27 protein-coding genes, 1 pseudogene and 1 CRISPR repeat array are annotated in these 19,743 nt (G+C 49.6%); of the genes and pseudogenes, 19 read left to right on the top strand and 9 right to left on the bottom strand.

What is annotated here, in order from left to right; translation table 11 throughout:
* Nucleotides 1-2: 2 nt before the first annotated feature.
* The 5 genes from BLQ16_RS07225 to BLQ16_RS07205 all read left to right on the top strand — a co-directional run bounded on the left by BLQ16_RS07225 (nucleotide 3) and on the right by BLQ16_RS07205 (nucleotide 5,280).
* The gene (locus BLQ16_RS07225; RefSeq protein ID WP_091792068.1) at nucleotides 3-797 is read left to right on the top strand and encodes a thiazole synthase; all 795 of its coding nucleotides are present in this window, start codon (nucleotides 3-5) and stop codon (nucleotides 795-797) included.
* Nucleotides 790-1,950, top strand: coding sequence for a 2-iminoacetate synthase ThiH (gene thiH / locus BLQ16_RS07220; RefSeq protein WP_091792067.1), 1,161 nt, complete (start codon nucleotides 790-792; stop codon nucleotides 1,948-1,950). The genes BLQ16_RS07225 and thiH overlap by 8 nt, the downstream gene beginning before the upstream one ends.
* Entirely contained in the window at nucleotides 1,943-2,542 is a 600-nt protein-coding gene (locus BLQ16_RS07215) for a thiamine phosphate synthase (protein ID WP_159428032.1), read from the top strand. The genes thiH and BLQ16_RS07215 overlap by 8 nt, the downstream gene beginning before the upstream one ends.
* A complete protein-coding gene (gene thiC, locus BLQ16_RS07210; RefSeq protein WP_091792065.1) occupies nucleotides 2,539-3,861 on the top strand; it encodes a phosphomethylpyrimidine synthase ThiC in 1,323 nt (440 codons plus the stop codon). Before BLQ16_RS07215 ends, thiC begins: the two co-directional genes overlap by 4 nt.
* 243 nt (nucleotides 3,862-4,104) lie before the next feature.
* Nucleotides 4,105-5,280: an MFS transporter gene (locus BLQ16_RS07205; protein ID WP_091792064.1), complete on the top strand. Its 1,176-nt coding sequence runs from the start codon at nucleotides 4,105-4,107 to the stop codon at nucleotides 5,278-5,280.
* Nucleotides 5,281-5,363: 83 nt separating this feature from the next.
* On the opposite strand, the gene BLQ16_RS07200 is transcribed toward BLQ16_RS07205, so the two are convergent.
* The 3 genes from BLQ16_RS07200 to BLQ16_RS07190 are packed head-to-tail and all read right to left on the bottom strand — an operon-like array spanning nucleotide 5,364 to nucleotide 7,669.
* On the bottom strand, nucleotides 5,364-5,978 hold the full coding sequence (locus BLQ16_RS07200) for an HD domain-containing protein (protein WP_200781894.1): 615 nt from the start codon (nucleotides 5,976-5,978) through the stop codon (nucleotides 5,364-5,366).
* Nucleotides 5,979-6,022: 44 nt separating this feature from the next.
* Nucleotides 6,023-6,766, bottom strand: a complete 744-nt coding sequence (locus BLQ16_RS07195) for an acyl-ACP thioesterase domain-containing protein (RefSeq protein WP_091792063.1) — start codon at nucleotides 6,764-6,766, stop codon at nucleotides 6,023-6,025.
* 18 nt (nucleotides 6,767-6,784) lie between these two features.
* Nucleotides 6,785-7,669, bottom strand: coding sequence for a YitT family protein (locus tag BLQ16_RS07190; RefSeq protein WP_091792062.1), 885 nt, complete (start codon nucleotides 7,667-7,669; stop codon nucleotides 6,785-6,787).
* A 204-nt stretch (nucleotides 7,670-7,873) separates the two neighbouring features.
* On the opposite strand from BLQ16_RS07190, the gene BLQ16_RS07185 reads away from it, so the two are divergent.
* From BLQ16_RS07185 to BLQ16_RS07175, 6 genes are all read left to right on the top strand, one after another.
* Entirely contained in the window at nucleotides 7,874-8,620 is a 747-nt protein-coding gene (locus BLQ16_RS07185) for an integrase core domain-containing protein (RefSeq protein WP_091792061.1), read from the top strand.
* Entirely contained in the window at nucleotides 8,610-8,780 is a 171-nt protein-coding gene (locus tag BLQ16_RS09755) for a hypothetical protein (RefSeq protein ID WP_207645062.1), read from the top strand. The genes BLQ16_RS07185 and BLQ16_RS09755 overlap by 11 nt, the downstream gene beginning before the upstream one ends.
* On the top strand, nucleotides 8,767-8,922 hold the full coding sequence (locus BLQ16_RS09670) for a hypothetical protein (RefSeq protein WP_159428031.1): 156 nt from the start codon (nucleotides 8,767-8,769) through the stop codon (nucleotides 8,920-8,922). Before BLQ16_RS09755 ends, BLQ16_RS09670 begins: the two co-directional genes overlap by 14 nt.
* Before the next feature lie 23 nt (nucleotides 8,923-8,945).
* Nucleotides 8,946-9,113, top strand: a complete 168-nt coding sequence (locus tag BLQ16_RS09665; protein WP_159428030.1) for a hypothetical protein — start codon at nucleotides 8,946-8,948, stop codon at nucleotides 9,111-9,113.
* 63 nt (nucleotides 9,114-9,176) lie between these two features.
* Nucleotides 9,177-9,689 (top strand): helix-turn-helix domain-containing protein, encoded by a 513-nt coding sequence (locus BLQ16_RS07180; RefSeq protein ID WP_091792060.1) that lies wholly within the window; start codon nucleotides 9,177-9,179, stop codon nucleotides 9,687-9,689.
* Nucleotides 9,605-10,540 (top strand): IS3 family transposase, encoded by a 936-nt coding sequence (locus BLQ16_RS07175; RefSeq protein WP_200781895.1) that lies wholly within the window; start codon nucleotides 9,605-9,607, stop codon nucleotides 10,538-10,540. The genes BLQ16_RS07180 and BLQ16_RS07175 overlap by 85 nt, the downstream gene beginning before the upstream one ends.
* A gap of 22 nt (nucleotides 10,541-10,562) precedes the next feature.
* Here the strand turns inward: BLQ16_RS07175 and BLQ16_RS07170 are convergent, their stop codons facing one another.
* From BLQ16_RS07170 to BLQ16_RS09730, 4 genes are all read right to left on the bottom strand, one after another.
* Nucleotides 10,563-10,784, bottom strand: a complete 222-nt coding sequence (locus BLQ16_RS07170; protein ID WP_091792058.1) for a hypothetical protein — start codon at nucleotides 10,782-10,784, stop codon at nucleotides 10,563-10,565.
* 458 nt (nucleotides 10,785-11,242) lie between these two features.
* Nucleotides 11,243-11,488: a YjcQ family protein gene (locus BLQ16_RS07165; protein WP_242868974.1), complete on the bottom strand. Its 246-nt coding sequence runs from the start codon at nucleotides 11,486-11,488 to the stop codon at nucleotides 11,243-11,245.
* Between the two features lie 142 nt (nucleotides 11,489-11,630).
* Nucleotides 11,631-11,897, bottom strand: coding sequence for a hypothetical protein (locus tag BLQ16_RS07160; protein ID WP_091792057.1), 267 nt, complete (start codon nucleotides 11,895-11,897; stop codon nucleotides 11,631-11,633).
* Nucleotides 11,890-12,840, bottom strand: a complete 951-nt coding sequence (locus BLQ16_RS09730; protein ID WP_200781893.1) for a hypothetical protein — start codon at nucleotides 12,838-12,840, stop codon at nucleotides 11,890-11,892. The genes BLQ16_RS07160 and BLQ16_RS09730 overlap by 8 nt, the downstream gene beginning before the upstream one ends.
* Before the next feature lie 415 nt (nucleotides 12,841-13,255).
* On the opposite strand from BLQ16_RS09730, the gene BLQ16_RS09660 reads away from it, so the two are divergent.
* Both BLQ16_RS09660 and BLQ16_RS07150 read left to right on the top strand, forming a co-directional pair.
* Nucleotides 13,256-13,411, top strand: a complete 156-nt coding sequence (locus BLQ16_RS09660; RefSeq protein ID WP_159428029.1) for a hypothetical protein — start codon at nucleotides 13,256-13,258, stop codon at nucleotides 13,409-13,411.
* 89 nt (nucleotides 13,412-13,500) lie between these two features.
* Complete coding sequence (locus BLQ16_RS07150; protein WP_091792056.1) at nucleotides 13,501-13,725, top strand: hypothetical protein; 225 nt, start codon at nucleotides 13,501-13,503, stop codon at nucleotides 13,723-13,725.
* A gap of 120 nt (nucleotides 13,726-13,845) precedes the next feature.
* Here BLQ16_RS07150 and BLQ16_RS07145 read toward each other — a convergent pair whose 3' ends face one another.
* Together BLQ16_RS07145 and BLQ16_RS07140 are read right to left on the bottom strand one after the other, a co-directional pair.
* Nucleotides 13,846-14,109 (bottom strand): Txe/YoeB family addiction module toxin, encoded by a 264-nt coding sequence (locus tag BLQ16_RS07145; protein ID WP_091792055.1) that lies wholly within the window; start codon nucleotides 14,107-14,109, stop codon nucleotides 13,846-13,848.
* A complete protein-coding gene (locus BLQ16_RS07140) occupies nucleotides 14,102-14,356 on the bottom strand; it encodes a type II toxin-antitoxin system Phd/YefM family antitoxin (RefSeq protein ID WP_091792054.1) in 255 nt (84 codons plus the stop codon). The genes BLQ16_RS07145 and BLQ16_RS07140 overlap by 8 nt, the downstream gene beginning before the upstream one ends.
* Before the next feature lie 420 nt (nucleotides 14,357-14,776).
* On the opposite strand from BLQ16_RS07140, the gene BLQ16_RS07135 reads away from it, so the two are divergent.
* From BLQ16_RS07135 to BLQ16_RS09945, 6 genes and pseudogenes are all read left to right on the top strand, one after another.
* Nucleotides 14,777-15,073 (top strand): type II toxin-antitoxin system HicB family antitoxin, encoded by a 297-nt coding sequence (locus BLQ16_RS07135; protein ID WP_091792053.1) that lies wholly within the window; start codon nucleotides 14,777-14,779, stop codon nucleotides 15,071-15,073.
* 150 nt (nucleotides 15,074-15,223) lie between these two features.
* The gene (locus BLQ16_RS07130) at nucleotides 15,224-15,493 is read left to right on the top strand and encodes a type II toxin-antitoxin system HicB family antitoxin (RefSeq protein ID WP_091792052.1); all 270 of its coding nucleotides are present in this window, start codon (nucleotides 15,224-15,226) and stop codon (nucleotides 15,491-15,493) included.
* 64 nt (nucleotides 15,494-15,557) lie between these two features.
* Nucleotides 15,558-16,058 (top strand): hypothetical protein, encoded by a 501-nt coding sequence (locus tag BLQ16_RS07125; RefSeq protein ID WP_091792051.1) that lies wholly within the window; start codon nucleotides 15,558-15,560, stop codon nucleotides 16,056-16,058.
* Nucleotides 16,040-16,222, top strand: coding sequence for a hypothetical protein (locus BLQ16_RS09560; RefSeq protein ID WP_144019677.1), 183 nt, complete (start codon nucleotides 16,040-16,042; stop codon nucleotides 16,220-16,222). The genes BLQ16_RS07125 and BLQ16_RS09560 overlap by 19 nt, the downstream gene beginning before the upstream one ends.
* 42 nt (nucleotides 16,223-16,264) lie before the next feature.
* Complete coding sequence (locus tag BLQ16_RS07120; RefSeq protein WP_091792050.1) at nucleotides 16,265-16,576, top strand: YjcQ family protein; 312 nt, start codon at nucleotides 16,265-16,267, stop codon at nucleotides 16,574-16,576.
* Between the two features lie 161 nt (nucleotides 16,577-16,737).
* Nucleotides 16,738-17,211, top strand: a pseudogene (locus tag BLQ16_RS09945) (phage scaffolding protein); the annotation flags it as partial.
* Nucleotides 17,212-17,273: 62 nt separating this feature from the next.
* A CRISPR array of direct repeats spans nucleotides 17,274-19,741; the repeat unit is 28 nt; unit sequence GGATCACCCCCGCGTGTGCGGGGAATAC.
* Between the last annotated feature and the right edge of the window lie 2 nt (nucleotides 19,742-19,743).

Below are 19,743 nucleotides of genomic sequence, written 5' to 3'. Positions count from 1 at the left end.
TTATGTCTGACGATAAGTTAATTTTAGGGAATCATTCCTTTGATTCACGTTTTATTTTAGGGTCCGGGAAATTTTCCCTGCCACTCATTCAGGCCGCGATCAATGATGCCAAAGCGGAAATCATCACCCTGGCCTTGCGCCGTGCCAATCAAGGCGGCCAAGAAAATATTTTGGACTTTATTCCGCAAGGGGTGACCTTGCTGCCCAATACCAGCGGTGCCCGCAATGCAGATGAAGCGGCCACTATCGCCCGCCTGTCCCGCGAACTGGGCTGTGGCGATATGGTAAAAATTGAAGTCATCCGCGACAGCAAATATTTATTGCCGGATAATGCGGAAACGGTCCGGGCCACTGAAATTCTGGCCAAAGAAGGCTTTACCGTATTGCCCTACATGTACCCGGATTTAAACACCGCCAGAGACTTGGTCAATGCCGGCGCTGCCGCCGTCATGCCCTTGGCTGCACCGATTGGTTCAAACCGCGGCCTATCCACCAAGGACTTTATCCAAATTTTGATTAATGAAATTGACCTGCCGATCATCGTTGATGCCGGCTTGGGTCGCCCATCTGAAGCCTGCGCCTGCATGGAAATGGGCGCCGCTGCCTGCATGGTGAACACCGCCATTGCCACAGCCAGCAACATTCCTGCCATGGCCAAGGCCTTCGCCGATGCGATTAACGCCGGACGCATGGCCTACCATGCCCGCTTAGGCCGGGTCCTGGACGCCGGCGAAGGCGCCAGCGCCTCGTCACCCTTGACCGGCTTTTTAAGAGATCCGGAGGACGACCATGATTGATCAAAACACCAACCACATGGAATACCAAGAAGGCATGGAAGCCATAGATGGCGCCTTAATGGAGGACATTGTCAAGACCATCCATCAAACAGATTTTGATGCCTTTACCGCAAAAGATGTCCGTCGGGCCCTCAATGCCGACCAACTTTCCGAGCTTGACTTTACGGCTTTACTGTCGCCGGCAGCTGAACCCTTCTTAGATGAGCTGGCCCACAAGGCCCAACAGCTGACGCGCCGCTACTTCGGCAATACGGTATCCCTTTTTACCCCGCTTTACATTGCCAATTATTGCGAAAACTACTGTGTTTATTGCGGCTTCAACAGCCACAACCACATTGCCCGTGCCAAGCTGGATTTTCCGACCATTGAAAAGGAACTGGATGCCATTGCCGCCACCGGCCTCAAAGAAGTCCTGATTTTAACCGGTGAAAGCCGCAATGCCTCCCCTGTTTCCTATATTGCCGAAGCCTGCCGCCTGGCTTCTAAAAAATTCCGCACCGTGGGGGTCGAAGTTTATCCCCTTAACTCTGATGAATACGCCGAATTGCACGCCGCCGGCTGCGATTACGTGACGGTATTCCAGGAAACCTACCAGCCGGATATCTACAGCGAGTTGCACTTAGGCGGCCATAAGCGCATCTTCCCCTACCGCTTTAACGCCCAGGAACGGGCCCTTATGGGCGGCATGCGCGGCGTCGGTTTTGCTGCTTTACTGGGCTTGGCCGACTGGCGCCGGGATGCGCTGGCAACGGGCCTGCACGCCACCCGGCTGCAGAAAAAGTACCCCCACGCCACCATCGCCTTTTCCTGCCCGCGCTTGCGTCCCATTAAGGGGCAGAGCGATTACCCCCACCGTGGCATCAGTGAAGCACAACTGCTGCAAATCATTTGTGCCTATCGGCTGTTAGCGCCTTACGCAGCCATCACCGTATCCACCCGTGAACGGGCCGGGTTCCGCGATAACATCATCACCATTGCCGCCACCAAGGTTTCTGGCGGCGTTTCCACCGGCATCGGCGAACACACTTCCGATGCAGAGAAAACCGGTGATGCTCAATTTGACATTAACGATACCCGCAGCGTTAAAGAAATGGCCGATACCATTCGCGCCCACGGCATGCAGCCTTCCTTTGCCGACGACATCTATGTCTAAACTCTTTGTCGTTACAGAACGCAAACTGGTCGCCGGCGATTTTCTGGAGCATTTGCGCCGCATCATCGCCGCACGACCGCACGCCATTATCTTGCGTGAAAAAGATTTATCTTTCAGTGCCTACTTGAGCTTGGTCGACCAGTTGATACCCCTTTGTGAAAACGCCGATATTCATCTCATTCTCAATTGGCGTGATCCGATGATACGCTATCCGGGGACCCTGGTGCAATTGCCCTATGCAGTGGCCAAAAACGGACCTGTCGGCACCCCCTTCGCCGTCTCGGTGCACAGCGTCGCCGAAATTGACCAATTAAATGACAGCCAGGCCGCCTATTACCTGGTGGGCAATATTTACGAAACCAGCTGTAAACCCGGAAAAGCCGCCTGCGGTTTAGCTTTTCTCACTGAATGTACACACGCAGCCCGACAACCCGTTATTGCAATCGGTGGCATTACGCCTGAGCGCGTCCCTGACATCCTAGCAACCGGTGCTGCCGGATATGCGGTGCGCAGTCCGCTGATGACTGCTGCCGATCCGGTTTCACTTATAAAACGTTTTCATCAATTTGAAAAAAAGGAGTCTCGCCAATGAGCAATTATCCAACCCAAATGGCTGCCGCCAAAGCCGGCCACATCACCCCTGAAATGAAACTCGTCGCTGAAAAAGAACACCGCACCCCTGAGTGGATTTGCGAACGTGTTGCCAAGGGGACCATTGCCATTCCCTGCAACATCAACCACAAAAGCATTTCCGCCGAAGGCATCGGTGACGGTCTGCGCACGAAAATCAATGTCAACCTAGGCATCAGCGGTGACGCCAAAGACTATGACCTGGAAATGGACAAGGTCCGCATGGCCATCAATATGGGCGCCGAATCCATCATGGACTTGTCCAACTACGGCAAGACCCGCGATTTCCGTACCGCCCTGGTCAACGAGTCCACTGCCATGATCGGCACCGTGCCCATGTATGACGCCATCGGGTATTTGGAAAAAGACTTGATGAACATCACCGCTGACGACTTTTTAGAAGTGGTGGAAGCCCATGCCAAAGAAGGCGTTGACTTTATGACCATCCACGCCGGGATCAACCGCCGGGCCGTGGAAGCCTTCCGCCGTGCCGGGCGCCGGATGAACATCGTCAGCCGTGGCGGCTCCTTGCTCTTTGCCTGGATGATGATGACCGATAATGAAAACCCCTTCTTTGAACATTACGACAAGGTCCTGGAAATCCTGCGGGCTTATGACTGCACCATTTCCATCGGCGACGCCCTCCGCCCGGGCTGCATTGATGATTCTTCCGACGCCGCTCAACTGTCCGAGCTGATTGAAATCGGCCACTTGACCAAGCGCGCCTGGGAGGCCGATGTCCAAGTTCTCGTCGAAGGCCCTGGCCATATGGCCATGAACGAAATTGCCGCCAATATGGCCATTGAAAAGCGTCTCTGCCATGGCGCCCCCTTCTACGTCTTAGGGCCCCTGGTTACAGACATTGCACCCGGTTACGACCACATCACCAGCGCCATTGGCGGAGCCATCGCTGCCCAAAACGGGGCCAACTTCCTTTGCTACGTTACCCCGGCGGAACACCTGCGCCTGCCGGACTTGGACGATGTCCGCGAAGGCATTGTGGCCTCCAAGATTGCCGCTCACGCAGCGGACATTGCCTTGAACTTACCCGGCGCCCGCGATCGGGACAACGCCATGGGCGATGCCCGGCATGCCCTTAACTGGCCTCGTATGTTTAAACTGGCCCTAGATCCGGAAAAGGCCCAGCGCTATTACGAAAGCACCCCCATCGCCGAACGCCACACCTGCTCCATGTGCGGCAAGATGTGCGCCGTGCGGACCACCAATCGGATTCTCAATGGACAAGACGTATCTTTTGTCACGGAAATTGAATCCTGCTAATCTTCCTCGGTTTTTCTGCTTTAATGCCATATACAAAAAGCGGTACGCTTGCCATTGCGTACCGCTTTTTGCATGCCCTGCCCCAGCTGGCAACCGCCATCGACAAGTCAGCCCCTTTCAAAGCCGGCAGCGCACCAAGGCGTCGCCCATAAAAGCTGCCGGCCTGAGAAAGAGGGCCGCACAGGCGAAAATATGGTATACTGAATGCCATCGGCTTAAACTGATTTTTAGGGAGGGACGTCCATGAGGAAAAATTCATCGCAAGGGCTCATTATTTTTGTGCTCATTTCCTTTATTTTATTTACAGCTAATTACACCCAGTACCAGCTGTCACCTTTGGCCCCGCAGCTGATGGATCTGATGCAGATTGATGCGGCGGCCTTTACATCGGCCTTTACGGCGCCGATGATTCCGGCGATTTTTTTCAGCCTAATCAGCGGCCTCTTGGTGGATCGGTATGGGGCACGGCCTATTTTAGGCCTGGCTGTGACCCTCATGGCCCTTGGCACGGTGGTCCGTCTTTTTAGCGACCAATACGCCGTTTTCTTTTTTGCCATGTTTTTATCCGGCTTCGGCCCGGCCTTTTTAAACGCCAATGCAGCCAAGCTCTTCGGGGCCTATTATACCTTGACGCGGGCCCACCGCGTACTGGGGATATCCTTTGCCTTCGGTTGTTTGGGCATGACGGTGGGCATGGGCACCACCGCTCTTTTGCCCTCCATCCGGGCAGCCTATCTGATAGCCGCCGTTCTATCGCTATTGGCGGTCCCGGCTTGGTGGGGGCTGGTTGAGAAAGCGCCGGTGGTTAAAGATCACTCGGACTTATCCTTGACCGATGGGCTAAAGGCGGTCATGGCCCACCGGGGCATTTGGGCCACGGCCCTGGCCCTCTTTTTCATAATGGGCGGCGCCCTCCTGGTTAATGCAACCATGCCCACGGCCCTGGCGTCTCGCGGTTTATCTGCTGTCGCCGCCGGCGGCTACAGTTCAATGATTACCGTCGGCGCCATTGTCGGCAGTTTTATGACGCCCTATATTGCCAATTGGCTTAAAAGCCTGCGCCGGGCGATTATCGTCATCGTCGCAGTGGGCATCCTGGCCCTGTCCCTGGCCTGGCAATTGCCGACCGGCCTTCCCCTGACGGCCGGACTTTTCTTATGCGGTTTCACCACCAGCGGTGTCCTGCCCCTGCTCTTAGCCATCCCCCTCAGCCTCCAGGGCATCGGCGTTCGGCTGGCCGGGACTGCCGGCGGCTTTATAGCAACCTTTGAACTCTTAGGCGCCGTCGTCATTCCCAGCCATGTAATTTTGCCCCTGGCCGGCGACCACTTGACCACCGCCTTTATCGGCGCCAGCTTATGCATGGTCTTGACGGTGGTGGCTATCTTTTTCCTGCCAACCTTAAAAACAAACCCGTAAAACATGGACCTACAGAGAATCCCCCGCAACCGGCTTTATAAAACCAGCTGCGGGGGATTTTTATATTCTCTTACGTATAAACTTTATTGCTGTAGGGGCAGCGGATAATCCGGTGCCCACTTGGCCACTTCCTGACGCAAACGGGCTTCATCCGCCTTCATGGCTTCCAGGGTCTGCTGCTGCAGATCCGCCATTTCCCAGCCCAATTGCTCGGCACCACGGCGAATAATGTCCCGGTTGCAACCGGCGGCGAAGTGCTTATCTTTGAATTTTTTCTTAACGCTTTTGACTTCCATGTCCTGCAAGGATCCGGAAGGCCGCACCAGGACACCGGCCCAGATCAGACCGCTTAATTCGTCCATGGCAAAGAGCACCTTTTCCATCTCGTGCGTTGGCTCCACATCGCTGCAAATCCCGTACCCGTGGGATAAAACCGCGTGAATCAACTCTTCTTCCGCGTCAATGGTCTCCAAAAGGCGACGGGCATGTTGCAAGTGTTCTTCCGGATAGGTTCCAAAATCTACATCGTGCAAAAGACCGACCATGGCCCAAAAATCTTTCTCGGCGCCATAGCCTAATTTATCCGCCATATAGGCCATAATCCCTTCCATGGTCAAGGCGTGCACCATGTGAAAGGGGTCCGGATTGTATTCCTTTAACAGGGCGATGGCATCATTTCGTTGAATATCTGTTTGCATCTCTATCCCCTCCTCTTGCCTGTAGCATAACAGATAAAAGGGCCTCAAACAAGGGGATCTTCCGGGCCATAGGCCAGCACAGCCCGAACGCAGGGCCGTCCATCTGCCAATTTGCCCTGGGCTAGCCAGCGATCTCCCTCCGCCAATACTTCTAAGGCGACACGTTCACCCAGACGAACTTCACGCAACCAGCTCATTTGCAAAAAGGTCGGCCGGTCCAGGGTCGCCCGGCGCCGCTGAACGGCCTCTTCAATCCAGTTGGCATAGCAGATATGGTTCACATGCCCGTTAAAGTCAATGGTCGCTTCATCCGCCCGCCAGACGCCTGCCGGCGTAAAGGGCCCCAGTCCGCGAAAGCGCAAACGTTTGACCGCCAACTGCCGCGCCCCTAAAGGCGCCGGCGCCATTGCGGCCATCACCGAAGCCGGTGCCTTGGCCACCGGAACCGGTCGGTGGGTCTGCCCATCGGCCAAGAGCCAGGCCATCCGGCCAAGGGCATAAGGCCCCTGGCCTGCCGATAGAACATAGTCCCGGTAAAAATACAGGTGATCGGCCGCGCTCCGCCGGGTAGAGCAGGTCACCCCTTGCCCTGACCGCGGCCAAGCCTCTACGGTCAAGGTGAAATCCGTCACCATCCAGGTGAGCCGGTTCGCCTGCACCGCCTCCGCCACCGGGCCTGCCTCATCTTTGAGGGCAGCTGCCGCAAAGATATGCATTAGGCCGGGGAGCGACAAATACCCACCCGCTTCCGACTGACCGTCGTCTACAACCGTTTGATAGCTGGTCACCCAATCCCTCCCTTGCTCTTATGAAAAGAGATGGCTCTGGAAATGGCCATTCACCGTCACCTGATCCCATGCCACCATGAAGGAATTCGGGTCCTTTTCACGCAAATAGCGGCGTAAAATCGGCATCTCATACTTGCTGACCACTGAAAAAATAATATAGGTGTCTTTGCCTGAATATGCGCCGACCCCCCGCCATACGGTTGCGCCCCGCTTTAAAACATTATTGATGTAGACCCAGTTTTCCGGTTGCTTGGTAATGACCAAAACGCTGACCTTGATGTTTTGCAGGTAGACCTTTTCATAAACAAAGGTGGTCACCAGCGTATAAATGACCGAGTAAATGACCGTTTCAAAGGGGTAGACGAAAAAACAAAAAATAAAGACCACTGCACTGATCATCAAAGAGATGCGGCCCACGCTGATATTGGGGTTTTTCATGGCCGCATAGACTCCTAAAATATCTACCCCGCCGGAAGACCCGCCGTAGCGTAAAATAAAGCCGCAGCCGAAGCCACTGATAATGCCCCCGATGATGGACAAGGTCAGCGGGTCGTTCACCAGAGGCGCCGCCGGAATGGGAATCCATGAAAAAGCAAGGGTTTCCGCAATGATGGTGAGGACCGTTTTGATAAAAAAAACGCGGTTCATGTATTTATAGGCAACAAAGAGCAGGGGGACATTGATGATGAAGATCACATAACCGGTCATATTCGCATGAATGCCGAAAAGTTGAGACGAGAGCATATTCCCAATCTGGGCAATACCCGTCACGCCCCCCATGTACAGTTCTATCGGCCCGACAAAAATATTCAGCCCGATGCCATACAAAGCAGCACCGAAAACACAGGCAATATAGCGACTGGCCGCTTCCCATTTGATTTCTTTCAAAAACGACTTGTTCATGTCCGACTCCTTTGCAATCCTGCCGTCTACACCCTCTACTATAATGGGAACTTGACCATTTGAAAAGAGGCGGGCGTTTTTTATTTTTTTCGCTCGTAGGTGTAATGTGATAAGACATATGTGACAGAAACAGATAAAAAAAGAGAGATACTCTGATACAATAAGTTTCAACCAAAAAACCAAGTATCAAAAGGAGTATCTCTCATGGCAAGTATAACCGAAGAAATGCGCTTTCGCCAGCGTCTATGTGAATATACAATCAAATATGGCGTCACAAAGGCAGCAAGAAAGTATCATACGAACCGCCAGTTCGTATACCGACAGTTGAAAAAGTACGACGGGAGCGTTAGGAGCCTTGCGCTGAAGTCCCGAAAGCCTCATTACAGCCCTAACGCCCATACAGAAGGTGAACTCGCCCTCATAAAACGCATGCTGAAACGCAACGGAATCTACGGCCTGGCAGAAGTCTATGTAAGATGTCTAAGCAAAGGCTACACCAGAAGCTTCGGCAGCATGTGTCGGCAGATACGCAAGAAAGGTTACAAGAAGCCGACAATACACAGGAAGAGCTATACAAACTACAAAAGAATGGACGGAGAATACCCGGGGCATAAAGTACAAGTAGACAATGGAGCAGAGTTCGTCAATGATGCAGAACGTACCGACAAACTTGGCCTATTTCAGAAAATAGCAGAGAGCCTGGGGATGCAGATCAGAAAGACGCGGCCCTACTCCCCCTGGCAGAACGGCAAAGTAGAACGTTCCCATCGCGAAGACGGAAAGATTCTTTATAAAAGAAAAGTATTCACCAGCGAAGCGGAACTTAAAAAGCAAGTACAAAAACATGAAGACCGCTATAACCGAACGGCAAAGACAAGTATAGACTTCAAAAGTCCTAATCAGGTAGTAGAAGAGTATTTCTCAAAGTGTAACATATGTCTTGACATTTAAGATTATGCAGAACTTACGGAATACAGAAAATCTTGAAGACTTTTATAAAAAAGCTTATGATGAGTTAAAAGCACTTGGTCTTCCTGAAAAGGTTGCTGAAGCAAAGGCATTAGACTACATTTATGAGAAAGGGGATTTCTTTGACTATGAAAAAAGATAGGGTAAGAAAAGAAGGTTATCCGGACGAAGAATGTATCTATATTTTGCAAGACGACACGAACGTGCTCAGAGACTGCGAACCGATTACAGATGAAGAGATTGCAGTGCTTGATAAGGCTTTTGAAGATAAACATGGAATCTAAGAAACTACTAAGGGGGCGTAAAAGTGAGTGCTATAGTTGTCTACCCGCCAGAAATTGAAAAGCTCTACCAAGAGATAAAGCCTTATCGTGGTCAGGATAAGGTTCCCCGCGAGATTGAGGAGAAAAGAAAACGTTTTAACGCCTGGATTGAAGAAAAAGAAAAGCTGCAAAAAGAGCTAATGTTTTCATAAAAACCACCTACCAAAAGTGAACTGCCTCCCCTTTCTTGGACACCAAGAAAGGGGAGCTTTTTCATGGTTTCAGATAACCGAATCAAGCATGATCCATTGACACGATCCTTGGCTCTTAAATTATTTGAACGGGGATTTGGGTACAAGTTTGTATCATCTCATCTTGGCATTCCTAGAGATACTGTGCGACAATGGTATTATAAATACAGTGCCATTGGCCCGGGAGGAGTGTTAATGATGGGTGGAAAGCAAAAGAAGTATAGCTATGACCTAAAGCTGGAAGCTGCCAAAGCAGTCGTAGAAAGAGGTATGAGCTACTCAGAAGCAATGGCTCTCTTTAAGATTGCTTCTTTAGCACCCTTAAAAAGATGGTGCAAGCTATACCGCGAAGGTGGTGAGATGGCTCTGCTTCCAAAAGCGAAAGGGTGCCCCGGTGCAAGCAAGTCAAAAGCTACAGAAGTGACTGAAGTGGACATGCTCAAGGCGAAAATATTACGCCTAGAAGCAGAAAATGCCTGCTTAAAAAAAGCGCAAGCCCTGAAAGCCTTAGAGCACTTCCCAACCGAACTAAAGTAGCCATTGTTTCGGCGCTTTCAGGGCAATTTTCACTTGCCATTCTTCTCGAATGTGTAGCATTAGCACGATCAAGCTATTACTACCTCCTTTCTCACCCACCAAAGCCTACACGTCCGGAACTTCATGAGGCGGTCAAAGAAATTTTTTCGAGAACACCAAACGGTTGCGGTCATAGGCAAATTGCTATGGCTTTACGTGCCGAATTAGACGTAAAGATAGCCAACAAAACCGTACTAAAAATCATGCATGACCTGGGACTTCATTGCCAAATTCGAAAGGTAAGAGCATCCACGAAATATAATGCCTATCATGGTGAACAGAAGAAAGTATTTGACAATATATTAAAGAGAGATTTTAATGCTAAGAAGCCCTGGGAAAAGCTTGGAACAGATGTGACGGCCTTTCAGCTATCTTGGGGCAAGGCTTACTTGGCACCGATTTATGACTTTGACTCAAAGGAAATTGTCGCCTGGTCTATTTCACAGAGCCCGACGATGGCACAGCAATATGAACTGTTAGATCAATTCTTCGCCAAGCTACCCAAAGACGCCCATCCCATCTTACATAGTGATCGTGGCTGGCAATACCAACATGGCACTTGGTGTAAGAAACTTAAAGAGCAAGGGATTATCCAGAGCATGTCGAGATTGGGCAACTGCTTAGATAATGCTGCAACAGAGCAGGTTTTTGGTCACCTTAAAGACGAGTTTTTCCGTGGTCAGCATTGGCATTCCTTTGAGGAGTTTAAGGAAGCATTAAATGCCTATATTGTTCATTGGAATACTTGTCGACGCCAGGTCAAATTAAAAGGACTGACTCCGGAGGAATTCCGAAGTCAGTCTATGATATAGTTTTTATTTATTTTGTCCAAGATTACGGGTGCAGTTCATTGCACCGTGGAATCGCATAGCCAAACCTGGAATGCGTCCAGAGCCCCTCAGCATTCACCGCAAAAAGCGTCGAAATCAGATTTTCCTGCCAGGGATAGGGTTCCAGCCCTATCCTTTTATATAAGCCTACCGCCTCACTGCCAAGACTTTTTTCATAGCCTAAAATGACCGCTTGCGTGGGAGTTTGATTGCCATATTTTTTCAAGACTCAAACTCCTTTGCTAAAATGTGAGCATAAGAAAAAGACCTTTTAACGACTTGTCCAGGTCGATTGTGATATACTATTGGCGTTGTCATTCCCATTCCGGCAACGGAAGGGAGGTGTCATGCATGCTAGAAGTATTGGCTTCTTTAGGCTTCCCTATCATAGCAGGTGTCATCACTCACCTCATCTGCAAATGGCTGGATAAGGAAGAAAGCAAATGACAACCAGCCTAAAACAAAAACCACCGGCTCACCCCCGGTGGTTTTTTTTGTGCCATACATGCTGGCATTGGCTTCTTTTGACAGGCGGCAAAGGCTCTGTCTTACTTAGATTATACCACATTTTGAAACGGTATCAAACATATTGTGCTTAACCCTGCACGGGAGATCGTGGATCACCTCGCTTAAATGATATCCGCTATGCCTTTTGCAAGGCTGGCGGCTTTTTTCATCATGCTGTTATTCTAAGCCTTTGAGTGTGATACGAGGGCGTATCAGCTTGATACCAAAATTACCATACATTTCTTCCGTGGCTATAACACCTTCAATGTAATCATTATCCACAAGCATTTTCATAATAGCTTCCCACATTGCCACGCTTACGCCAAGTGCCTCTGCTGAAATCCACGTATTATCAAATTCCTCGTATTCCATGCCGGTGCATAGTATCTTTAAAATCTTATATATAATCTTAAATTGTTCCATATCCTCACCTATTCCAAAATGTCGATGGATTTTATCTCGGATTCAAATATTTTAACCCATTGAATTGGCCTTTAACCGATAAAGCGTCTTGTCCTTCAGAAAATCAAATTAAAAAGCACATCTAACAAACGTTAGGTGTGCTTTATGGCATCATGCGCAAAATTTCGTTGTAAGCCTCTTCAATTTCTTTTCTGAAATTCGTACCCTCAAGCCCGGGTTCTGTTTGTTCACAGATTTCCCAGACAACTCTGTCGTTTAAATACTCTGCCACATCCTGTGAAAATTGTTCTATTTTCCTATAGTTTTCACAGATAAAAACTTCTAGCCAATAAGATAAATCATCTTCTTTTGCAGTCTTATCAGTTAAATAAATTTCTATTCTTTTTAGTATTTCTTTTATTTCATTCATCGTGTTTCACCCACCCTTTTCTTATCTTATCTGAAACCACAACAGAAACAATATCACCCGTATTTTGATTTCTAATAAAATACACCTTTCCTTTATTAAAAATCAATCTGCCGTCATCTTGTACATATTTAGCTTTTCCTTTAAGCAGTTGAATAATTTCCTCTTGGTTCATCAGGCCGTCATTTATGACCCTCTGTAAAGTTCTTGCCACGGCATGGTCGGAAAACTCAACTCCCGCCTTACTCGTCTCTCTGTAGAATTTGATGGCCTTTGCCTTAAACGCCGGCGTCCAATTTTTTTCTTCTAACTTTTTAAGCGTATATGCATTTAAGGTTGAATTAGGGATTTTATTTAATTCTTTTCTCAATATTATTTTATCATCTTTATCCGGGTCTTTCCATTTTTTGGACCAAACATCCTGCTTTTTGCCATCGCCCGGATAATAGTCCACTGTACACCGGCAGAAACGGTGACGCCTATACACGTCTTTCGGGACATCCGGGTAAGCATAGACGCCTGCCAATCCCTTGCACCAATCACAGCAGTTGCCTGCCTCTGTCCGGATAATTTTAGGCTTTAGACCGGCCTTATATTGAAAGTCCGCATTGGCCTTGATGGTATCATCGACGACAGACTGAGAAAAATTAACCACCGGTTCATCTAACATCCATTTTCCTTGGTCAAAGGTCTCATAGTTAGAGATCTTATTGATAATCCCGGCAATGCGATCTTGATTGATTTCCGGTTTAATGCCCTTGATGGATAATCCGGCCTGTTCGTTCAACAGTGTCTGTACATCGCGTGCATAGTCCCCAACAATGTCATAGTTATACTGTAAACTTGGCCCTATAATCCGTTTGGCGATGTTGTAGTACATTTTATCATCCGGCAAAACATCCGGTACAATTTCACTGCCGAAGGCATCAGCCAGTAGCTGACCCACCTCAATAGCAAACGCATTTGAATCTTGGTGGGTTGCTTCTTTATTGGCTAAAGCCCTTATTTTTTCCTGGATGATTTGGCTTTTTGCTGTATTGGGCTAACCCCGCGTGTGCGGGGAATACGCATCGAATAGCCGCGTGCCGTCGATAAAGCCGGAATCACCCCCGCGTGTGCGGGGAATACTCACTGATGGCGGCCAGGTCAACTTTTCTATTAGGATCACCCCCGGTTGCACTTTGGGGGTACATTTAGCCAATCTTTTATCCATCTCAGTCGCAGTAGACAGCCTTACCACAAGCGAAAAAAGTTTTTAAAAAATTTATAAAAACCGTCGAAATAGTGCCCGTGCCATATTATATTATAAGTACAGGAAGGGGAAATAACCTAACCGAGTAAAAACAAGGAGGTGAAGAAATATGGATGATATAACAAAAATCCTTCTTCTTGCTACAGCGCTGACAAATCTATCCACGGCAATAATCAGCTTAATAAGTAGCCTGAAGAAAGACCAGAAAAACGGAGAGCGAATAAGCCCCCCCTCGGAGGAAGTAAGTATATCATTCATTAAATAAAATGGAAACTGTAACCTTTATTATTAGCGTCATTGCCTTTGCTATCAGTGTTACCGCCCTGGTCTTAGCCCTAAAAAAGAGGTGATTGAATGGCAGAAAAAAGAAAATCTGTTTACAACCCAGAAGCACAAAAACGCTGGAATGAAAAAAACAAAGCCCGTCGCAGTTACATTAGCAAGAGAGGAACAGCCCGATCTTTCATTCGCAAAGATGCAACTGATGAAGATTTGGCAGAGCTAAAAGAGCTCATCGCCTTGCGGGAAGCTTGCTACCCGCAAAAGCTGGATAACGATAATAGTCCAATGGAAGAATGACAAAATAAACCCCGCTCATTGAACTGCCTCCCCTTTCTTAGGGTCCAAGAAAGGGGAGGCAGTTCATAGTGGTCGAGGGGCATTTTTGTGCTTGTCAGCTCATAGCATGCGTGACCTGGTCTATTTATCACTATAATGGTATCTACACGCCAAAATATCTATGTTTTCTCCCGATATCCGATAAATCAACCGGTCTTTTTCGTTGATACGTCGGCTCCAAAAGCCACTTAGAGCCCCGGTTAGTGGCTCCGGTTTGCCGATGCCTCCATGTCCGTTTCGCTCGATATCTTCAAGTAACTTGTTAATGCGTTTCAATGTTTTTCTATCTTCTGTTTGCCAATAGGTGTAGTCCTTCCAAGCGTTTTCAGTAAACCGCCTATACATCGGTTAAATCCCTGCTGACAATATTTCCGGCTTCCAACTGGGCCTTTGATTCCATCAGCCAGTCAAAGTTCTCTTTATTGCCCATAACGTGGATATTCTCCAACATGTTATTGTAGCTTTCTTCGGAAATAACTACAACATTTTTATTCTCTTTCCTGGTAACCACCAGCGTTTCAAAATCATCGGTGACTTGATCAAGGTGCTCTTTCATATTACCGCGAAACTGCGAATAATTGATGGCAATCATCTTTATAACCCCCTTATACGCCCATTATAAGGTACAATATCTTGTACGTCAATGCCGATTTAAGGAAGAAATCCAGCAGAAAATACCCCTCAAGAGCATTTTCTGTTTATGGGCTTGCTCGCCCCCACTTGCCTGTTCTGCAAGTAGGCGTAACCCTGCACAGGCAATGGCGTATCACCTTCGGAAATAAATAAACTTTCCATAAACTTCACCTTTTCCTATTGATTCAATACGCGTAAACACGCATAATTCAAGCATAGAAATGGGATATTTAATGAAGAGAAAAGGCCCGGAAAAACTTTTACAAACGACACTGAAAAAGCCTTTTACCAAACACAAGGGAATCGACGAAAACTTGGCAAAAGCCACCAGCAAAAAACTGGAGCTACAAGGCTAGCCCCGGTTAAGGAGGTATGGCCCATGAAAACAACCTATCCCATCATCATTCACCCCCAAGGCAAAGAGGGCTACCACTTTGTAGAAATTCCGGACTTAGACGGTTGTACCCAAGGCAAGAACCTTAACGAATGCTTAGAGATGGCAGCGGACTATATTAACCTTTGTATTCTTGATTACGAGGAGCGCAACAAGCCGGCCCCGAAACCGTCACCTATAGCAAACATTCATATCGACGAGGGCAATATTGTCATCCTCGTGCCTATCGACACCATCCTTTACAGGCAAGAAATAGCTCCAAGCCGGTCAAAAAAGCCCTGACAACCCCACTGCTTAACAAAAAACTGAGCAAAACAGCATCAACTTCTCCAAGGTCCTACAAGATGCTTTAATCAAAAAGCTTTGCTAAACCATCTACTTGGCCTTTATATGCATTATGCGTATAAAAACCATTAAAAGGAGAATACAACCATGAAATTAACCTACCCGGCTATTTTTTATCCCTCTGAGAACGGTGGGTACACCGTTTCCGTTCCCGACCTCCCCGGCTGCACCTCTGAAGGCAACACCCTGGCAGAAGCCGTTGAAATGGCAACAGACGCTGCTTCCGGCTGGGTGGTAGATGAGTTAGAAGATGGACGCGCCATCCCCGCGGCAAGCAGTATGCAAGATATTACCCCAGACCAGCCCGGCTTTACAAACCTTTTGGTCCTGGATATGGATACCTACACCGAAAAATAATGAGCATTCCAGAAAATCTCGCTTTAATAATGAGCAAAGAGTTGCCTGGGACGTTGTTCATTCAGTGGCCTATAAAGATTTATTTAATCGTATTTCAGACAATCGAGAACTAAACCAATTAGCGTATAAAAAGACTGTGGATATGCTAGCGCACCGTACGGGAACGCTGTTTGAAGATATGTCCGTCATTGATATGGAAACAAAAAAAGTGATCGGCGTGCAAACGCATAGTACAGTAGTCAACATGGTCGAGAAAAACCACAGCCTAGAAGCTGCTCGTGCCAAAAACATTAACAAGCTAGTTTTACACAACCACGGTTCAAACCTCCCCCCGAGCGGAAGCGATATTGTTGCTAATGGGTACTATGGCAATGAAATAGGTCTTGTCGCCTGCCATGATGGCAGCGTTTACCTATATAGAGCCGGTAAAAAATCGGTGACCAGGGAAATGATTGACACAACCATAGACAAGTATAAAAAAGCAGGGTATAATGACCTTGAGGCATACAAAAAGGCATTTAAACAGCTAAAGGGGGATTACGGGATATGGGTAGAAAAACTATGAAAGAACATCAAAAGTGCTATACAGATTTTTATCCTGAATACGAGCCCGACCCGGATTTTGACTCGAAAACCGTTGCAGATTACGATAAGATAATAGCTTCTGAGGCTAAAAAAACAAAAGGGAAAGCCTGGTCTGATTTCACTTTACAAGAATTATTAGCATAAGCCACCCAACTCGGGTGGCTTTTGTGTTGAAAGGAGACGGCTATGGAAGAATTTCGTACGATATACCGCATTTTGAAAATCTTACGGGAGGCCATGGAGTATGAAGAGTTTGACACTGCAGCTATTTCGCCCGATACTCTAGATATTAGTAAGCCTAAATGGGAGCAGCTAATGGCTATGCTGGTTAAAAACGGGTATATTGAAGGGGTTACGGTCATCCCTCTTTTAGGCAGACCAGCCGGCATCAAATTATCCCATCCTCGTATCACCTTAAAAGGTTTGGAATACTTGCAGGAAAATTCCATGATGAAAAAAGCTGCCAACCTGGCAAAAGGCATAGCAGATATCATTTAAGCGAGGTGATCCACTATCTCCCGTGCAGGGTTAAGCACACGACCTGGACAAGTCGGTAAAAGGTCTTTTTTGTATGCCAAAATTTGGTTGCCCGACCTAAAACAGGAACGCCCGGTCATGGCGACGACCTAAAAAGCCTAGGCGCGAAAGGAGACATACTTATGAAAACGGAAGATCTTAAAAAGTTAGGCCTGACGCAAGAGCAAATCGACGCCATCATGGCAGAAAACGGTAAAGACATCAAGGCCGAGCAGGACAAGACAGAAGGCCTCAAAAAGGAGCGGGACAGCCTGCAAAGCCAGCTATCCGAAGCCAATGAAACCATCAAGGGCTACAAGGACATGGACATTGATGCCATCAAGAAGTCCGCCGGCGACTGGGAAGATAAGTACAAGGCCAGCGTCAAAGAACTAGAAGACATGCGCTTTGACAGCCTTTTAGACAAGGGCCTGACCGGGTCCGGCGCCTACGATGCCGACATTGTCAAAAAACTGCTTGATCGGGAGGCTTTAATCGTCAAAGACGGTAAGCTGGAAGGCCTGGACAAGCAACTGGCCCATATGCAGGAAAAGCGCCCCTACCTCTTTGAGCCCAAGAAACCGGAGGCACAGGAACCGCCCGCAGGTGATAAGCCGACCGGGGCCGGCTTCCAGTCTTTTGTACCGCCGGCCAGTGGCGACGGCGCCAGCGGTAAGAGCAATCACCCCCGCGTGTGCAGGGAATACTCTGTCCCATGAGCTGCAGTAGTGGCTGCTGAGGGATCACCCCCGCGTGTGCGGGGAATACATAGGCTTCTAAGTCCCTGCCAATCCTCATGCGGGATCACCCCCGCGTGTGCGGGGAATACTTTGCGGATGTATCCGGCATGAGCGTCGCTGAGGGATCACCCCCGCGTGTGCGGGGAATACTTTTCATGTGTGCGATTTCGTATTCTACTAACGGGATCACCCCCGCGTGTGCGGGGAATACTTTGACGAGTACTTGCAAAGCAAGGCTGGAGAAGGATCACCCCCGCGTGTGCGGGGAATACGTGTAGCTACTGCCTTGCGTGGTCAGCGTGCTGGGATCACCCCCGCGTGTGCGGGGAATACGCCAGCATAAAGAATTTTAAAGATGATGCAAGGGGATCACCCCCGCGTGTGCGGGGAATACCCGGCAGAAGAGAGGGACGGAATCATCAACCGGGGATCACCCCCGCGTGTGCGGGGAATACGGGACGGGCTTGGCGATGTATACGACAAATTAAGGATCACCCCCGCGTGTGCGGGGAATACAATGGCACAATATGCAAGAAAAAACCATGCTAAGGATCACCCCCGCGTGTGCGGGGAATACCCACATAAGCCAAAACAAGGTTTTGAGCTGCCGGGATCACCCCCGCGTGTGCGGGGAATACATAGGGCGCAGGAATTTTGGGAAACGTATATCGGGATCACCCCCGCGTGTGCGGGGAATACCGGACCAATTCCCCCTCGTGAATATCAATCACGGGATCACCCCCGCGTGTGCGGGGAATACTTATCATCTACGGACGCCGCACCATCGACACCGGGATCACCCCCGCGTGTGCGGGGAATACCCTCCACTTCTTTAAACGTCATCCAATCACGCAGGATCACCCCCGCGTGTGCGGGGAATACTCGTTTCCTTGCATTCCGCTTCAGTGAATCCCGGGATCACCCCCGCGTGTGCGGGGAATACTTCAAGTAAGTCCGCTTGATGATAGTACGTCTAGGATCACCCCCGCGTGTGCGGGGAATACGAAAGGAGTGACGGCCTAGTGGACCCGATTGTAGGATCACCCCCGCGTGTGCGGGGAATACTTCCCAATTCAAAACTTACTCCTCAATTTTTCGGGATCACCCCCGCGTGTGCGGGGAATACATCGCCCTGGCGTCCGAACGTATCCAATCTGCCAGGATCACCCCCGCGTGTGCGGGGAATACCCCTCCCTAACAGCTTATCTCACGATTCGGTTAGGATCACCCCCGCGTGTGCGGGGAATACTTGCGCAGGCCTGTACCTGCGAGATCGCTATCGGGATCACCCCCGCGTGTGCGGGGAATACGAATATGACTGTAAATATCCAATGTGGTGCTTGGGATCACCCCCGCGTGTGCGGGGAATACGGCCGGTGCTCTGTCGAGGGGTCTCGGCTTTGGGGATCACCCCCGCGTGTGCGGGGAATACTTCCTGTTGCGTCATGCCGGCAACCTCTGCAAAGGATCACCCCCGCGTGTGCGGGGAATACGTATATCACGTTATTTTTCAACTTCATGCGTCAGGATCACCCCCGCGTGTGCGGGGAATACAGATGGGCTACTCGGCTGCAGCCACTGCCGGAAGGATCACCCCCGCGTGTGCGGGGAATACTTACCACTAAAGAAGAAATAGAGTCATTTTATAGGATCACCCCCGCGTGTGCGGGGAATACTCGTACTCATACTCGGCAAATTCCCGGGCGGCAGGATCACCCCCGCGTGTGCGGGGAATACCTTCAGGAAGGCTTTGTTCAAGAGCGGCTTTAGGATCACCCCCGCGTGTGCGGGGAATACATCCAGTAGATGCCCGTCTGCTCACGCAAGTAGGGATCACCCCCGCGTGTGCGGGGAATACTTCGTAGATGATCTTTAAAAACTATCACAAGAAGGATCACCCCCGCGTGTGCGGGGAATACGTATTGCTGACTGCCGTCACCCCCTCCGGCGCAGGATCACCCCCGCGTGTGCGGGGAATACAGTCAAGCTCAGACACCGGAGCTACCGGGCCGAGGATCACCCCCGCGTGTGCGGGGAATACTTGCTCTTGTTGCAGGTGCTATTGGATTATTGGGGATCACCCCCGCGTGTGCGGGGAATACTTGGCAAAAACGTATTCCACCAGGCCGGTGGTGGGATCACCCCCGCGTGTGCGGGGAATACTTTCTTCCCGGGAGTAGGGCAACTCGCGGCTCAGGATCACCCCCGCGTGTGCGGGGAATACAGGCCCTAATGGGCGAACACACCGTCGCAAGCGGGATCACCCCCGCGTGTGCGGGGAATACTTCAGGGCTCGGACTTGTAGGGCAAGGCAATGAGGATCACCCCCGCGTGTGCGGGGAATACGCACGACCGGGGAATCGGACACGGTACAGCGTAGGATCACCCCCGCGTGTGCGGGGAATACTC

It is taken from the genome of Peptococcus niger, assembly GCF_900101835.1.
In the GTDB taxonomy this organism is placed as follows: Bacteria; Bacillota; Peptococcia; order Peptococcales; family Peptococcaceae; genus Peptococcus; species Peptococcus niger.
This window is presented reverse-complemented; position numbering and strand designations above follow the sequence as displayed.

Bases quoted from the DNA above. Each gene is read 5' to 3' on its own strand.
- BLQ16_RS07225 (WP_091792068.1), top strand. From the start codon at position 3: ATGTCTGACGATAAGTTAATTTTAGGGAATCATTCCTTTGATTCACGT.
- BLQ16_RS09670 (WP_159428031.1), top strand. From the start codon at position 8,767: ATGAAAAAAGATAGGGTAAGAAAAGAAGGTTATCCGGACGAAGAATGT.
- thiC (WP_091792065.1), top strand. From the start codon at position 2,539: ATGAGCAATTATCCAACCCAAATGGCTGCCGCCAAAGCCGGCCACATC.
- BLQ16_RS07140 (WP_091792054.1), bottom strand. From the start codon at position 14,356: ATGATTGCCATCAATTATTCGCAGTTTCGCGGTAATATGAAAGAGCAC.
- BLQ16_RS09560 (WP_144019677.1), top strand. From the start codon at position 16,040: ATGGGTAGAAAAACTATGAAAGAACATCAAAAGTGCTATACAGATTTT.
- BLQ16_RS07200 (WP_200781894.1), bottom strand. From the start codon at position 5,978: ATGCAAACAGATATTCAACGAAATGATGCCATCGCCCTGTTAAAGGAA.
- BLQ16_RS07135 (WP_091792053.1), top strand. From the start codon at position 14,777: ATGAAAACAACCTATCCCATCATCATTCACCCCCAAGGCAAAGAGGGC.
- BLQ16_RS07130 (WP_091792052.1), top strand. From the start codon at position 15,224: ATGAAATTAACCTACCCGGCTATTTTTTATCCCTCTGAGAACGGTGGG.
- BLQ16_RS07180 (WP_091792060.1), top strand. From the start codon at position 9,177: ATGGTTTCAGATAACCGAATCAAGCATGATCCATTGACACGATCCTTG.
- BLQ16_RS07165 (WP_242868974.1), bottom strand. From the start codon at position 11,488: ATGGAACAATTTAAGATTATATATAAGATTTTAAAGATACTATGCACC.
- BLQ16_RS09660 (WP_159428029.1), top strand. From the start codon at position 13,256: ATGGATGATATAACAAAAATCCTTCTTCTTGCTACAGCGCTGACAAAT.
- BLQ16_RS07205 (WP_091792064.1), top strand. From the start codon at position 4,105: ATGAGGAAAAATTCATCGCAAGGGCTCATTATTTTTGTGCTCATTTCC.
- BLQ16_RS07120 (WP_091792050.1), top strand. From the start codon at position 16,265: ATGGAAGAATTTCGTACGATATACCGCATTTTGAAAATCTTACGGGAG.
- BLQ16_RS07150 (WP_091792056.1), top strand. From the start codon at position 13,501: ATGGCAGAAAAAAGAAAATCTGTTTACAACCCAGAAGCACAAAAACGC.
- BLQ16_RS07185 (WP_091792061.1), top strand. From the start codon at position 7,874: ATGGCAAGTATAACCGAAGAAATGCGCTTTCGCCAGCGTCTATGTGAA.
- BLQ16_RS07145 (WP_091792055.1), bottom strand. From the start codon at position 14,109: ATGTATAGGCGGTTTACTGAAAACGCTTGGAAGGACTACACCTATTGG.
- BLQ16_RS07160 (WP_091792057.1), bottom strand. From the start codon at position 11,897: ATGAATGAAATAAAAGAAATACTAAAAAGAATAGAAATTTATTTAACT.
- thiH (WP_091792067.1), top strand. From the start codon at position 790: ATGATTGATCAAAACACCAACCACATGGAATACCAAGAAGGCATGGAA.
- BLQ16_RS07190 (WP_091792062.1), bottom strand. From the start codon at position 7,669: ATGAACAAGTCGTTTTTGAAAGAAATCAAATGGGAAGCGGCCAGTCGC.
- BLQ16_RS07215 (WP_159428032.1), top strand. From the start codon at position 1,943: ATGTCTAAACTCTTTGTCGTTACAGAACGCAAACTGGTCGCCGGCGAT.